Here is a 13,705-nt window from a genome sequence, read left to right as displayed (position 1 = left end):
CGGAACGGCTAGGCTCGCGCTTGAGCCTGACCCACCGGGGTCGTGCGCGGGACGGATTTCAGTGCGGCGCTCGTCGTCGTAAGGGTCTGTTTCCGACAACGGGTGTTCAATATGGCTGCAAAGCCGGAAGCCGGGTATGGCCTGGCCGATCGTCCAAGGAGGACCACAGAATGAAGAAGGTCACGACCCTCGTCTCGGTTGCGCTGTTCGGCGCGCTGCTCGCAGGCTGCAATACGCCGACCACTGGCTCGCGCGCCGGCGATGGCGCGGTTGTCGGCGGTCTTGCCGGTGCAGCGGTTGGCGGCCTTGCCACGGGCACCTGGGGCGGCGCGGCGATCGGCGCTGGCGTCGGCGCCATCGGCGGCGCGATCATCGCTGATGCGACCGGCAAGTGCTACTGGGTCGACCAGCAGGGTCGCAAGCACTACACCGCCTGCCGCTGATCAGGCGCGGTTGGATTTGAAGCGGCCGGGCCTATGCCCGGCCGTTTTTGTTTCAAGGCCGCCCCCGATATCGCCGGCCGGGCGGGCTCGATGCGGTACGGGTCGAGATCCGGGCGGTCAAAAAAGGACGGAACGGAATCCCCTCCTCAGGCATTTGGTCCGCGAAGGCGGCCGAGACCGTGCCGTGCCGAGAGGAGATTTCGAGATGAAGCCATCCATTCTCATCGTTGCCGTGACGCTCGCGGGCGCAGCCCTTGCCGGCTGTTCGACCGGTTCCCCTGCGGGCGACGGCGCGGTCGTCGGCGGATTGGCGGGCGCGGCGGTTGGCGGGATCGCCGGCGGCAATGTGCAGAGCGCAGCGATCGGTGCCGGTGTCGGCGCGATCGGTGGTGCGGTCATCGCCGATGCAGCGAGCAAGCGCTGCTATTGGCGCGACAGCTATGGCCAGCGTCACTACGTGCCCTGCCGCTAAGGCAGAGCGGACATTCAGCTGAGAAGGCCCGGATCGGATCCGGGCCTTTTTCGTTGGCGCCGATCAATCTGTATCGGCGAGGCCTAGGAGCCGCGAAGGATGCTGGTCGACGAGGTTGTCGGTCCAGCCTTTGACCTTCGGCGAGACGAGACCGAGCGCCGCATAGGACAGAAGCGGGATGACCGGAGCGTCGGTCGCAACCAGCCTGTCCGCGTCGGCGAGCGCGGCCTTGCGCTTCTCGGGATCGGTCTCGATGTCGGCTGAGGCGATGAGCCGATCGAATTCGCGGTTCGCGTAGCGGCCATAGTTGAAACGGCTATCGCTTTTCAGGATGTCCAGCATCGCAAGGGCATTCGGCTCGTCGGCGATCCATCCGGACCAGGCGAGGTCGAAATCCGCACCGTCCCGCAGCGCTGCGAAATGCGATCCGTCCGTTTCGCTCACGACACGGCCGTCGACGCCGATTGTCTTCCAGTCATCGATGACAAGGTCGGCCGTCGCTTCATGAGCCATGCCGCTGCCGACCCGGATCGCAAGCTTCAGCGGCGGTTTGCCGGGTCCGAAGCCAGCAGCGGCAATGAGGCTGCGCGCCTCGTCGCGCCGCGCGGCGAGCGGGGGAGCCGGAGCAGGGTCGGTCGGCGCCAATCCAGCTGGAACGAGATCATCGGCCGGCAGCATGCCGCCGGACCATGCCTTGGCGGCCAGTGCATTCCGGTCGACAGCAAGGCTCAGCGCGCGGCGGATGCGGGGGTCGTCGAACGGCTTTTTCCGCTGATTGACGACGTAGAAGTAGGTTCCGGCATAGGGAGAGACATGCAGCGCGTCGCCAAACTCGGCCTTCAGATCTGAAAGGTTCTCGGTCGGGACGTCAGGGCAGATATCGACCTCGCCCGCCCGGAAGGCGGTGACGCAGGACGCGGCCCCGTCGAACGGGCGATAGATGACGCTGTCGATCGCCGGTGTGTCCGCCCCGTTCCAGCGTGGGTTGCGCGCCAGCACATAGCCAGTGCGGGCGCCGGTGGTTCCCAGCATATAGGCGCCGTTCGAGATGAGTTTCGCGCCCGAAGCGTAGTCCGTGCCGAGCTTCCTGCCGGCTGTGACATTGACCGGCAACGCCACCGGCGCGGCCAGTCTTTCCAGGAAGGTCGGTGTTACCCGATCGAGCCGGATCGTCAGCGTTTTCTCGTCATTCGCTGTGACGCCGAGCGTATCCGGCTTGGCGGCGCCCGATTTGACGGCGCTGGCATTGGCAATCGCCTGCAAGGGACCATCGTCGGTCGCCTCGGTGGCCGGATCGAACAGACGGCGGAACGAAGCGACGAAATCGGCGGCCTTGACGACATCGCCATTTGACCAGCGGGCGCCGTCGCGCAGCGTAAAGGTATAGGCGAGGCCGTCGGGGCTGACCGTCCAACTGCTGGCGACGCCCGGCGCGATCTTGCCCGCGGCGTCGCGCGTGACGAGCCCCTCGAAGAGATCGAGCAGCAGCGCCGTTTCGCTTGTCGTCGCCGCCTTTTGCGGGTCGAGGATGGTGACAGGTCCGACAAGCCCACGTTTCAGCACTGTCGCGGCCATGGCTGGCGGAGCGAGAGTTCCGCCCAAGAGCAGCGCCGCGGCGAATGCGCCGCCAATCCGCCATGTCGAACCATCCGGCTCCTTGAAGCGATGCTGCATGTCCTCAATGTCTCCCGATGCGCGACCGCTGGATGGAGCCCACGTCGCCGCGAGGCGCGAGACGCTGCGGCGGCGCCTCGGACCCATGCGCGGCGGGCGTTATCTGACGTCGATGATGATGGCGCCGATCGCATCGGCGAGCGCCTTTGGATCGATGGCGAAGACGGCGTGCGGCGTGCCAGCTGCGGCCCAGACAGTCTGATGCGCCAGGAGGTCGCGGTCGATATAGGTCGGCAGCGGCGTTGCATGGCCGAAGGGCGGGATGCCGCCGATGGCAAAACCGGTGAGCGCGCGCACGAAGGCCGCATCCGGCCGCATGATCGGTTCGCCGAGCGGGCCGGCCACCTTTTCCTCGTCCACGCGATTGGCGCCCGAAACGAGCAGGAGCACGCCCTTGCCGGATTGCGCACCGCGAAACACCAGCGATTTCACGATTTCATCCACTGAACAGCCGCAGGCGGCCGCCGCCTCTTCCGCTGTGCGGGTCTTCTCGGGCATAATCCGGGGAATCACGGATAAGCCGAAGGATTCGGCGGCGCCCTTCACGCGGGATGCGGGTCCGTTGATCTCGGTCATCGTCGGATTGAAGCCTCCTGCTCGCCAAACGGCGGATGGATGATGCGTCGTGTGACCAAATTTGCTAAACGGAGTCTAAACAACTTCGCGTCAATTCGGAGCAAGCGATGAATGACACGAGCGGGCGGAGCGGCACCACGTCGAACGTGCGTAACCTGACCGACGCAATCCGCAAGGTTCGCGTCGCGGAATCCGAGCGCACCGACGTCGTCGTCGAGCTGCGCGAGGCGGAGCGTGCGCGCCTCGACATGCTGGCCGACGAACTCCGCACCGTCTTCGCGGAAGTGCCCGAAGGCGACGAGCAGTTCGTGTTCCAGATCTCGGGCGGCAGCCAGCCGCGCTTCTGGATCGACATGACGTCGATGGTCCTGATGGGCCGCGACCGCCGGACCTATCGGTTCGTCAAGGATACGCGGCTCGGCCGCACGGTGATTCTCGAGACGGCCGATCTCGACGACATGGCCGATTGTGTCACGCAATATGTCGCCGAGCGGATCATCGAGCGCGAGCGGGCACTCGAGGCGGATTGGCTCGCCGACCGCATCCAGCGCCAGGACGACACGCCGGTGAAGACCGACAAGCGGTCGGCGCTGCTGCGGAAGTCGCCCGAAACCGTCGAGCCGGCTGCGCCGCGTTCACGCGTGCATCCCGGCTGGATCGTGTCGGCCTTTCTGGGCGGCCTCCTTGTCGGCGTGGCGGCATTGCTCGCCTATGCCTGGGTGCATGTCGGCTGAGCATGCGCCTGTCTGGCTGCCGTCAGCGCAGCTTGCGCTCGCGGATCGTGCCGACCACTGAGCCGGGGCCCGTATAGCCGCGCTCCGTCATCAGGCAGCGCCAGGCGCCGGGCGCCCCATCGATCGAAAACAGGTTGTAACGCCCGGCCGGCTTTGGGCCGCCGGGCGCGTTTGACGCCGAGGGAACGCCAATCACCGGCACCGGCCCATCGCGACCTTCGATCTCGACCAGGCTGTCGAGATGGGTGTGGCCATGCAGCACGAGTTCAGCGCCTGCCTCGCGGATGACGGCGCGCACACGGCCCGAACCGACGAGGCGCTTGTGCCATGGGGTGGCATTCGGCGTTGGCGGATGATGGATCATCACGACGCGGAAGAGGCCTTCCTTGCCGGCCCGCGTGAGTTCGTCGCGCAATGTCGGCAACGTGGCGCTATCGACATGGCCTGTGGCCATGAAGGGAGCCGATGCGCGGGCGCTCGACATGCCGATCAGCGCGACATTGCCGCGCCGGCGATAATAGGGAAACCGCACAGCGCCCGGATGCGAATGACCGTCGCCGGTCAGATAGGGAGCCCAGGCGGTAAGCGCCTTGCGCAGGACACCGGGCACATAGGCGTCGTGATTGCCTGGCACGACAGAGATGTGATGGGGTGGACCGAAAGCCTCGAGCCACTCGCGCGCCGCGATGATCTCGCCGGGCAGGCCGATATTGACGAGATCGCCGGTGACCGCGATGTGATCAGGCCGGTGCGCGATGAGATCGTCGAGCAGCCCCGCGAGAACGGGCCCGGCCAGCGCATGCATGCGGCCGCGCCGCCAGTTGACGTAGCCGAGCACGCGCTTCGAGGCGAGTTCACGGGCGCGGATCCGGGGCAGGGGGCCGAGATGCGGATCGGAAAGGTGGGCAAGAACGAACATCGTCGTATCGATTAGAGCCTTTCCGGGATCGGCGAAAGCGCGCCGGGGCGACCGCGCCGACTTGTCCCAACGCATGCGCCGCGAAAGCGCTCCCTGAAACGCCTGCGATCGCCGCTGGCAGGGACGGCTGAACTGCGCCATCCTTCCCGCCGACCACATCCTTCTTTCGAGGACAGATCGCTTGCCCGTTTTCTCCGCCTTGGCCCGTCTCGCCGGAACGGTCGCGCCGCTGACGCGCGGCATGACGCTCGGCGTGCGGGGTTGTTGCATCGATGCCGACGGCCGCGTCTTCCTGGTCCGCCACAGCTATATGCCCGGGTGGTATCTGCCCGGCGGCGGCATCGAGAGGCGGGAGACGGCGATCGAGGCGCTTGGCCGTGAGCTGCGCGAGGAAGGCGGCATCGTGCTCGAAGGCGAGCCGGCGCTGTTCGGCATCTATCACAATCGCCGGCGCGTGCGTGATCATGTGCTGGTCTATGTCAGCCGCGATTTCGGCCGGCCGAACCCGCCGCATTATCCCAATCGCGAGATCGCCGAGGCCGGTTTCTTCGACCCCGCCGCGCTGCCGGATGACTCGACGCCAGCGACGCGGCGGCGGCTCGCCGAGATCCTGCACGGTGAAGCGGTCGACCCGTTCTGGTGATTGGCGCTTTACGAGCGCGGCCGGCGCGTGATATGCGCGTTTCCGGCTCACGAGTGGAACCGCTGATGGCTGCGAGGCTTTCCCTGCGACGACGAAGCGACGGCCGCGACACCCCGTCGCGCGACGCCGCTTGCCTGTTCGTCTGCCGGACCTGCCACGCCTGATTGGCGGCCTCCGTCGGATACCGCGCCCTCCGACGAGAGCCACTTTCCATGAAGATCGACAGTTTCACGGTCCAGGCCGAGCGGCCGACCGACGACGGCGCCATCGAAGCCTTGCATGAGGCGTCATTCGGCCCGGGGCGCTTTTCACGTGCCGCCTCGCTGCTGCGCGAGGGCGTGCCGCATGATCCGGCCCTTTCCTTCGTCGCGACGACCGGGCCCGATCTCATCGGATCGGTGCGTCTGACGCCGATCGTGATCGGCGCGCGGCCGGCAATCCTGCTCGGGCCGCTCGCCGTGGTCGACGGCTGGAAGGGCAGGGGCGCCGGCAAATCGCTGATGCGGACCTCGCTCGCGGCCGCGCGGGAGGCCGGACACCAGGTTGTGCTGCTTGTCGGCGACGAGCCCTATTACGGCCCCTTCGGCTTTGTCCGCGTTCCGCCCTACAGCATCACCCTGCCGGCGCCGGCCGATCCGGCGCGCGTCCTGGTCTGCCCTCTGGTCGAGGGCGCTATCGAGGGATTGTCAGGCGCCGCGCGGCGCGCTCTCTGATGCGAGGCTATTGCCGAGGCCTTCCTCCAGCGAGGAGACGCTGACCTCGTCCGGAACGCTCCGGGCCGCCGCCTGTGATCGAACCCGCGCCACCCGCCACAGCAGACCGACCAGACCGACATTGATGATCGCCGCCGCCGCGAGAACCGTGACCAGGGGCAGCGCGCCGAAGCGCTCGATGACGAGCGCAGTCATCGGCGGCGCCAGGCTTTGCGCAAGAAGGGTCGGCATGGCGAGGCGCCCCATCAGGACCGGGAAGAGGTTCGGCCCGAACAGCGCGAGCGGCAGCGCGCCGCGCGCGATCGACCAGATGCCGTTGCCGGCGCCATAGAGCATCAGGGCCAGCGCGAAGATCGGAAAGCCCGACGCGAGGGCGAGGACGCCGATCGCGATCAGTACCGTGGCGATGGCAAGGGTGGCGATCGCCGGCAGATGCTTGCCGACGACCATATCGAAGAGGCGGGCGCCGACCTGAGACGGGCCGATCAACGCACCGAGCGCCACCGCGGCGGCGAGGGCGACATCGTGCGCGCCGAGGATCGCGAGCAGGTGGACGGAGATCGTCGTCGCGATGGTGCCACCCAGCGTCAAAATCACCGCGAGGATGATGAATTCAGGGCCGGGCCGAGCGTCGGGAGCATCGCGCCGGGCCGGGCCGGGCGAGCCGTTCAAGGGCAAGGCGCGCGCGACCTCAGGGAGGAAGCGCCACAGCAGCGGCAGCGACAGGCCGAGTTGCAGCCCCGCATAAACGAAGCACGTGGCGCGCCAGCCCCATCGTTCGAGCAGGAACGCGCTGAGCGGCCAGCAGATGGTGCTCGCAAAGCCGCCGAACAGCGTCAGGGCGGTGATGGCGCTGCGCGCCTCATAGCCGTAATAGCGGCCCAGCGTGGCGAAGGCGGCGTCATAGAGCGTCGCGCCCATGCCGCAGCCGAGCACGAGCCAGGCGAGGAAGAACATCGCCTCCGAGGTGGCGAGGCCGAGCAGCGCCAGCCCCGCCGCGAGCAGCATCACGCCGATCAGGAGGACATGCCGGCCACCATGGTCGCGGACGAACCGGCCGATGCGCGGCGACACAATGCCGGAAGCGAACAGCCCGACCGAAAGGCCTGCCATGACATGCGACAGCGGCCAGCCGGTGTCCGCGGCGATCGGCCGGGCGATCACCGCCGGCAGATAATAGGTGGCGCCCCAGGCGAAGATCTGCGTGACGCCGAGCGCAGCGATGGTCGTCAGCCGCGCGCGGGATTGCGCCTCACTAGAGGTCACGGCGCGGCGAGCCCGTGGCGGTCTGTCTCGTCTGCGGCGCCGGCGTGCAGATTGCCGGATGGCCCTGGCAGCAATCGCGCATCAGGAATTCGGCGAGACCGGAAAGGGCGGCATAGTCGGCGCTGTAGATGATCGAGCGGGACTCGCGGCGCGACCGAACGAGGCCGGCGCGTTCGAGATGAGCGAGATGAAAGGACGCACTTGACGAGGAGGCCTCGACCGCGTCGCCAATGGCGCCCGCCGCCATGCCGTCTGTGCCCGCCTGGACCAGAACCCGCACCATTTTAAGCCGCGTTTCCTGCGAGAGAGCGGCAAAGGCATCCAGCGCGCGAGGTTCGTCCATCGTCATTTCAATATCTCAATGAATATTGAGATATAAATAGCGGAATCGCCACGCCCGCACCAGAGGCGCGTGGTATTTCTTTGATGATTGGGGGGTCAGCGGCCTTCGCGATACCAGGTCGCGGCGGCAAGCCCAAGCAGGATGGCGAGGCCAAGAAAGCCCGTAAACAGGGGCAATCGGTCGACGCCGGTCAAGAGCGAGGCCTCCGTCATGCGCACGCCGATCCAGTCGCGCCCCGAGACGGCGCGTCCCGATCGAACCGGAACGACGCGCGGCACCTCCAGCTTGCCGCTCGCGTCGGCCATGCGGGCGATGTGGCCGCCGGAGGCCGTGGCGACCGGCTGCAGCTTGTCGAGGGTCGAACGCACATCCTGGAATTCGCGCGGATTGGCCGGTCCGACCAGCGCGAAGGCGCGGTGCTGGCCGTCCTCGACCCGCCACAGACCGATCTCGTCCGCTGCCAGATCGGCGCGGAAGAGGCCCGGCCCATCGGCGTTGAGCGTGACCGTGCCGCGCTTGCCGGAGGGCGAAATCGTCGTCACGGGCCCTGCGCTATCCTGCATGGTCTGCCGCTCGATATGCAGCATGCCGCCCGTTGCGCTGGCCCGCAGCGCCTCTTCCTCGAGGTCGGGCTCCTTCATCAGCCAATGCGCCAGGCGGCGCAGCAGGTCAACATGCGGCCCGCCGCCTTCATAGCCGCGCGCCCAGAGCCAGACCTGGTCGGAGAGCAGCAGCGCGACGCGGCCCTTGTCCTCGCGGTCGAGCACCAGCAGCGGATCGCCGTCGGCGCCCTTCATGATGACCTCGCCGGTCGGCTTGTCGGTCTCGATCTGGCGGAACCAGCGGCTCCAATGCGGCGGCGTTGTGTCGCCGCCCTCAAGTCCGCGCGTTACCGGATGACGCTTGCCGAGATCCGTCACCTCGGGCGTGAACGGCTTCTCGATGACACGTCCGGTCGGTGCCGCCGGCAGAACATCGGCCAGCGGCGTCGTATAGAGGCTGCTGTCGGAGGCATAGTCCGGGCCGGACGCGACGAGAAGCGCGCCGCCGTCGCGGACATAGCGGGCGATGTTGTCGAAGTAGAGCACCGGCAGCACGCCCTGCTGGGCGTAGCGATCGAAGATGATCAGGTCGAACTGGTCGATCTTGACCGAAAACAGCTCGCGGGTCGGGAAGGCGATCAGCGACAGCTCGTCGATCGGCGTTCCATCCTGCTTTTCCGGCGGCCTCAGGATGGTGAAATGGACGAGATCGACCGAGGCGTCCGATTTCAGGAGGTTGCGCCAGATGCGTTCGCCGGCATGCGGTTCGCCGGAGACGAGCAGGACTCGGAGGTTCTCGCGAATGCCGTCGACGACCGCCGCTGCGCGGTTGTTGACGGGGGTCAGCTCGCCGGCGAGCGGCTCGGCCTCGAATTCGTAGATGTTCTGCCCGGCATGGGCGACCTCGATCTCGAAGCGGTTGCTGGCGCCGGGCACGACCAGTTCGGTCGCGATCGGCTCGCCGTCGCGCGAGATGGTGACCTTGACCGGCGCCGCCGATGTCGTGCCGCTGTCGATGACGCTGTAATCGATGACCTGCTTCTCGCCGACTATGCCGAAGCGCGGCGCCGAGCGGATCGCGAGCTGGCGGTCGATCTCATTGGCGCGGCCGGAAATCAGCGCGTGCAGCGGCGCGCTGCCGAGCGTTTCGGACGGATTGGCGGGGACGTCATGCACCTGACCGTCGGTGAGCATCACGACGGCGCCGATCCGTTCCGGCGCCACATCGGCAAGCTCGGCCTGGACCGCCTTGAAAAGCTCGGTCCCGTCGACCGGCGCGCCACCCGCCTTGCCGCCGACCTCGACGGTGCGCAATTCGATGTCGCGCAGGTCTCCGAAACGCTTCGCAAGCTCGGCACGCATCGCTTCGGTCTGGGCTGCCCGGTCGGACAGCGATTGGCTCGCGGTCTTGTCGACGACCATGGCGACGACGGTCGGGAGCGACTGGCGCTGTTCCTCGAGCAGGATCGGGCCGGCGAGCGCCATCACCAGCGCCGCTAGCGCGAGGAGGCGCAGCAGCGCGCCGCGCGTCCGGCGCACGAGAAGCGGCGCGATAGCGAGGAGGCCGATCGCAGCAAGCACCGCCAGGACAGGCAGCGGGACTAGCGGCGTGAAGGTCAAGGACCAGTTCACTGGCCGAGCCTTTCAAGCAGCGCCGGGACATGCACCTGGTCTGCCTTGTAGTTGCCCGTCAGCGTGTACATCACGATGTTGATGCCGGTGCGATAGGCCATCTCGCGCTGGCGCGGATCGGGCGGCACGGTCGGGTAGAGATAGCGGCCATCCGGATCGGTCGCCCAGGCGCCGGCCAGGTCGTTCTCGGTGATGAGGATCGACGAGACACCGTCGCCCGGCCGGACGGGCCGGTCGGCCGCGTCGGCGGGATCCTCGCCGGCGGCCGAGGCCTCAACCCAGAGCGGGCCGCCGGAATAGCGGCCCGGAAAATCGGCGAGAAGATAGAAGGCCTTTGTGAGGACGTGGTTGCCGGGAACCGGCTCCAGCGGCGGAATGTCCAGCCCGGCCAGCATCGTGCGCAGCCGCTCCGCTTCGGGCGTGCCGCCGAAGCCATCCGTTCCGGGCGGACGGGCAAGTTCATCCCGGGTATCGAACAGGATCGAGCCGCCCTGCTTCATATAGGCGTCGATCCGCGCCAGCGTCTCCGAGGACGGCATCGGCGAACTGGGATCGATCGGCCAGTAGAGCAGCGGGAAGAAGGCCAGTTCATCCTTGGCGATGTCGACGCCGATCGGGTCGCTCGGCTCGAGCGCAGTCCGATTGGCGAGCTCGTGCGACAGGCCCGAAAGGCCCGCCTTGCTGACCTCGTCGATCGCGGCATTGCCGGTGATGACATAGGCAAGGCGCGTCGCATTGACCGCATCCATCGCAAACTGGTCTGAAGCCGCATCTGCCTCGGCGGGCCTTGGCGCGGCTGCGGCCAAAAGGGCGAGCAGGACGATCGCGGCCGGCGCGGCACGGCGGAGACGCAGCCCGCCATTCAGCCACAGCACGGCGAGCGCATCGGCGATCAGGCAGGCAAGCGCGGCGAGAAGCAGGAAGGGCGACAGATCGGTCGGTGCCGTGGTCGGATAGGGCTGCACCGCGGCTCCGCTGACGAGAGAGGCGTCGAAGGCGGGCAGCGCCGCACCGTCACGCAGGAGGTTCACCGCGCGGAACGCATCGTCGGTGCCATAGAGGCCGGGCGGATGATCGCGATTCGGCGTCACATTCTCGGCGGTCGCCGCCAGTGGCCGCGCGAAGGGGTCGGTCGCGGCGCTGCGGCCGAATCCATCGAGCAGGCGCCAGGGCGGCAGCATGACGCCGCCAGCCGTGCCCTCGACGGGCTGCGCGTCGGCGGCGGCCAGCGGGACGGTCGAGAAGGCGGCGATGCGGCGGAGCATGTCGACGAAGCTGCCCGAAAGCGGAAGGTTGGACCAGCTCGTATCGGCGGTGACATGGAACAGGACGAGCCAGCCCTTGCCGAGGCGTCCGGCGGTGACGAGCGGTGTACCATCGGCCAGCGCCGCCCAGGTCCGCGACGCGAGATTGGCATCGGGCTCGGCCAGCACCTGGCGATTTACGGTGACGTCGGCCGGGACGGGCATGCCCGCGAAGGGACCATTTTCCGAGAAGGAGGCGAGCGGCTGCGGACTCGACCAGGACAGGCTGCCGCCGAGGACGCGGCCGCCCTCGCGCAGCCGCACGGGTACCAGTGTGTTCTCGTCCGCCGTCGCGGCGGCAAGGCGTGGGCCGGCGAAGCGCAGCAATGTGCCGCCATCCTCGCCCCATTTTCTCAGCCGCTGCTCGATATCGGGCGTCAGCGTGCCGATATCGGCCAAGACAATGATGGCCGCACCAGCGTCGATAAGCTGCGGAATCGCGGTGGCGGCATTGGCGTCGCGCGGCTCGATCACGTCGGCAAAGGGCTGGACCGCGCGCGCGATATAGTAGCGCGGCGACAGCAGAGGCTGCGCGTTGTCGCTCGAGGCACCTGACACGATGCCGATGCGGCGGCGCTTGAACCGGTCGTCGAGCAATTGCACCGCGCCCGCCGTGGCGCTGCCGGCAATCTCGACGCGCACGATCTCGTTGCGAAGCTCGGCCGGCAGGTCGAAGGCCGCGTCGGCTTTGGTCTCGCCGGGCTTGAAGGTGAACGGCGCCGTGCCGATGGAGCGGCCTTTCAGGTCGCGCGCTTCGACGATGCCGCCGCCTGGAAGGCGCCCGTCACTGCGGATGACGGGCAGCGTCAGCGCATCGGTTCCCGCGGTTGGCGGCGTCAGGCCGATGAGGGTCTTGCCATCGCCTTCATAGACGGAGGTCGGCGCCTTCACGCTGTCATTCAGGAAGCGGGCAAAGTCCTCGGCGTCGCTGCCGCCGAGGCCGCTGGTCAGCCACACGACGCCGCCGAACGGCCGCTCGGAAAGGCCTGGCTCCATGGCGGCCGCAATCGCGGCGCGGTTGGCGCCAAACGGACGTGGCTGCAGCGCATCAAGCTTGGCGCCGACCGAGCGGGCATCGGTCGGGGCGAATTCCTGGTTGGGCGGCTCGGCGGTGGCGATCAGCGTCACGGCGCGGCCGCCGCGTTCGGCGAGCGCTGCGATGCGCTTCGCGGTGTCGATCCGGGCCGGCCAGTCGCGCGCGGCGGCCCAATCATTGTCGAGCACCAGCAGCAGCGGTCCGTCGCCCGGCGCGGTTTCGCCGACCGGACGCCAGATCGGCGCGGCCAGCGCAAAAATGACGAGAGCCGCCAGCAGCAATCGCAGTGCGGTCAGCCACCAGGGGCTGCGTGCCGGTTGTTCGTCCTTCGGCACGATTTCGGCGAGGATGCGGGTCGGCGGAAAGGTCTCGATGCGCGGTCGCGGCGGCGTCAGCTTGAGCAGCCACCAGATTGCCGGCAGCAGCACGAGCGCGCCAAGAACGAGCGGCGCGCCAAATGCGAGCGGCAGGCCGCCCATCAGACAGCGCCTCCGGCCAGCGACCGGTCGGAAAGGCGGGCGTGCAGGGCCAGCAGCGGCTCCGTCGCCGGGCGGTCTGTTCGATGCAGGAGATAGGTCCAGCCCATGCGACGACAGGTGGCGGCGAGATGGTCGCGCCGCGCCGCGAGATGGCGGCGATAGTCCTCCGCGAGCTGCTCCGCGCGGCCGGCCAGATAGACGGCGCCGGATTCTGGATCGCGAAATTCGGCGCGACCGGCATAGGGAAACGTCTCTTCGACCGGATCGCGGATCTCGACCAGATGGACCGTCGCGCCGGCGCGGGAGAACTCGGCGAATTTCGACTCGATCTCGGCCAGCGGATCGAGCATGTCGCCAATCAGCACCAGATCGGAAAACCGTGTCAGTCGGCGTGTATCGGGCAGGCCTGTCGCGCCGCCGCCGCGAAGCGCCAGCGTTTCGGCAAGGCGTTCGGCGGCGTTGCGCGCGAGGACCGGATCGCCAATCCCGAGCAGCCCGATGCGTTCGCCGGCGCCTGCCAGCAGTTCGGCCAGCGCCAAGAGAAGCACGACGGCGCGATCGCGCTTCGAGACGGTGGCGAGCTTGGAGCGGAAGTCCATGGATTGCGACAGGTCGGCGGAGAGCCAGATCGTGTGCGCCGCCTCCCATTCACGCTCGCGCACATAGAGATGCTCGTCACGCGCCGAGCGGCGCCAGTCGATACGGCCCGGTGCCTCGCCGGCGACGAAGGGGCGAAACTGCCAGAACGTCTCGCCCGGCCCGGCGCGCCTGCGGCCATGCCAGCCGGCCAGCACGGTGGTCGCGATACGGCGCGCCTCGACCAATAGGCCCGGCAGGCTGTCGGCAAGGCTCTTCGCCTCGGCGAGCGATCGGCCCGCGCCGACGCCCAGTCCCTTGCCGGCGTCGTATGAGGCGGCGGTCTCGCTCAC

General features: G+C 68.1%; 13 protein-coding genes. 5 read left to right on the top strand and 8 right to left on the bottom strand.

Annotated features, from left to right (window positions below):
* Positions 1-170 precede the first annotated feature (170 nt).
* The gene (locus tag LB518_RS09215; protein ID WP_224577157.1) at positions 171-443 is read left to right on the top strand and encodes a YMGG-like glycine zipper-containing protein; all 273 of its coding nucleotides are present in this window, start codon (positions 171-173) and stop codon (positions 441-443) included.
* A gap of 205 nt (positions 444-648) precedes the next feature.
* Complete coding sequence (locus tag LB518_RS09210) at positions 649-915, top strand: YMGG-like glycine zipper-containing protein (RefSeq protein ID WP_224576319.1); 267 nt, start codon at positions 649-651, stop codon at positions 913-915.
* Between the two features lie 63 nt (positions 916-978).
* Here LB518_RS09210 and LB518_RS09205 read toward each other — a convergent pair whose 3' ends face one another.
* Both LB518_RS09205 and LB518_RS09200 read right to left on the bottom strand, forming a co-directional pair.
* Positions 979-2,589 carry a peptide ABC transporter substrate-binding protein gene (locus LB518_RS09205; RefSeq protein ID WP_224576317.1) on the bottom strand — a complete coding sequence of 537 codons (1,611 nt, stop codon included), beginning with the start codon at positions 2,587-2,589 and terminating at the stop codon, positions 979-981.
* Positions 2,590-2,688: 99 nt separating this feature from the next.
* Positions 2,689-3,165 (bottom strand): YbaK/EbsC family protein, encoded by a 477-nt coding sequence (locus LB518_RS09200; RefSeq protein WP_224576315.1) that lies wholly within the window; start codon positions 3,163-3,165, stop codon positions 2,689-2,691.
* 107 nt (positions 3,166-3,272) lie between these two features.
* On the opposite strand from LB518_RS09200, the gene LB518_RS09195 reads away from it, so the two are divergent.
* A complete protein-coding gene (locus LB518_RS09195) occupies positions 3,273-3,899 on the top strand; it encodes a hypothetical protein (RefSeq protein WP_224576313.1) in 627 nt (208 codons plus the stop codon).
* Between the two features lie 22 nt (positions 3,900-3,921).
* Here LB518_RS09195 and LB518_RS09190 read toward each other — a convergent pair whose 3' ends face one another.
* Positions 3,922-4,818 (bottom strand): metallophosphoesterase family protein, encoded by an 897-nt coding sequence (locus LB518_RS09190; RefSeq protein ID WP_224576311.1) that lies wholly within the window; start codon positions 4,816-4,818, stop codon positions 3,922-3,924.
* A 181-nt stretch (positions 4,819-4,999) separates the two neighbouring features.
* Here LB518_RS09190 and LB518_RS09185 point away from each other — a divergent pair, with 181 nt between their 5' ends.
* On the top strand, positions 5,000-5,461 hold the full coding sequence (locus LB518_RS09185) for an NUDIX domain-containing protein (RefSeq protein ID WP_502845811.1): 462 nt from the start codon (positions 5,000-5,002) through the stop codon (positions 5,459-5,461).
* A gap of 212 nt (positions 5,462-5,673) precedes the next feature.
* Entirely contained in the window at positions 5,674-6,174 is a 501-nt protein-coding gene (locus LB518_RS09180; protein WP_224576309.1) for a GNAT family N-acetyltransferase, read from the top strand.
* Here the strand turns inward: LB518_RS09180 and LB518_RS09175 are convergent.
* The 5 genes from LB518_RS09175 to LB518_RS09155 form a co-directional block, all read right to left on the bottom strand.
* Positions 6,148-7,440 carry an MFS transporter gene (locus tag LB518_RS09175; RefSeq protein ID WP_224576307.1) on the bottom strand — a complete coding sequence of 431 codons (1,293 nt, stop codon included), beginning with the start codon at positions 7,438-7,440 and terminating at the stop codon, positions 6,148-6,150. The genes LB518_RS09180 and LB518_RS09175 overlap by 27 nt on opposite strands.
* Positions 7,430-7,783 (bottom strand): ArsR/SmtB family transcription factor, encoded by a 354-nt coding sequence (locus LB518_RS09170; protein WP_224576305.1) that lies wholly within the window; start codon positions 7,781-7,783, stop codon positions 7,430-7,432. Before LB518_RS09170 ends, LB518_RS09175 begins: the two co-directional genes overlap by 11 nt.
* A gap of 95 nt (positions 7,784-7,878) precedes the next feature.
* Positions 7,879-9,957 carry a hypothetical protein gene (locus tag LB518_RS09165; protein WP_224576303.1) on the bottom strand — a complete coding sequence of 693 codons (2,079 nt, stop codon included), beginning with the start codon at positions 9,955-9,957 and terminating at the stop codon, positions 7,879-7,881.
* Positions 9,954-12,776 (bottom strand): DUF4159 domain-containing protein, encoded by a 2,823-nt coding sequence (locus LB518_RS09160; protein ID WP_224576301.1) that lies wholly within the window; start codon positions 12,774-12,776, stop codon positions 9,954-9,956. The genes LB518_RS09165 and LB518_RS09160 overlap by 4 nt, the downstream gene beginning before the upstream one ends.
* Positions 12,776-13,705, bottom strand: a complete 930-nt coding sequence (locus tag LB518_RS09155) for a DUF58 domain-containing protein (protein WP_502845810.1) — start codon at positions 13,703-13,705, stop codon at positions 12,776-12,778. The genes LB518_RS09160 and LB518_RS09155 overlap by 1 nt, the downstream gene beginning before the upstream one ends.

The sequence above is a fragment of the Mesorhizobium sp. BR1-1-16 genome (assembly GCF_020165495.1).
Taxonomy (GTDB): domain Bacteria; phylum Pseudomonadota; class Alphaproteobacteria; order Rhizobiales; family Kaistiaceae; genus Kaistia.
The sequence above is the reverse complement of the archived record's forward strand: the minus strand, read 5'-3'. Positions and strand labels throughout refer to the sequence as shown.

Bases quoted from the DNA above. Each gene is read 5' to 3' on its own strand.
- LB518_RS09180 (WP_224576309.1), top strand. From the start codon at position 5,674: ATGAAGATCGACAGTTTCACGGTCCAGGCCGAGCGGCCGACCGACGAC.
- LB518_RS09215 (WP_224577157.1), top strand. From the start codon at position 171: ATGAAGAAGGTCACGACCCTCGTCTCGGTTGCGCTGTTCGGCGCGCTG.
- LB518_RS09170 (WP_224576305.1), bottom strand. From the start codon at position 7,783: ATGGACGAACCTCGCGCGCTGGATGCCTTTGCCGCTCTCTCGCAGGAA.
- LB518_RS09205 (WP_224576317.1), bottom strand. From the start codon at position 2,589: ATGCAGCATCGCTTCAAGGAGCCGGATGGTTCGACATGGCGGATTGGC.
- LB518_RS09200 (WP_224576315.1), bottom strand. From the start codon at position 3,165: ATGACCGAGATCAACGGACCCGCATCCCGCGTGAAGGGCGCCGCCGAA.
- LB518_RS09190 (WP_224576311.1), bottom strand. From the start codon at position 4,818: ATGTTCGTTCTTGCCCACCTTTCCGATCCGCATCTCGGCCCCCTGCCC.
- LB518_RS09160 (WP_224576301.1), bottom strand. From the start codon at position 12,776: ATGGGCGGCCTGCCGCTCGCATTTGGCGCGCCGCTCGTTCTTGGCGCG.
- LB518_RS09195 (WP_224576313.1), top strand. From the start codon at position 3,273: ATGAATGACACGAGCGGGCGGAGCGGCACCACGTCGAACGTGCGTAAC.
- LB518_RS09210 (WP_224576319.1), top strand. From the start codon at position 649: ATGAAGCCATCCATTCTCATCGTTGCCGTGACGCTCGCGGGCGCAGCC.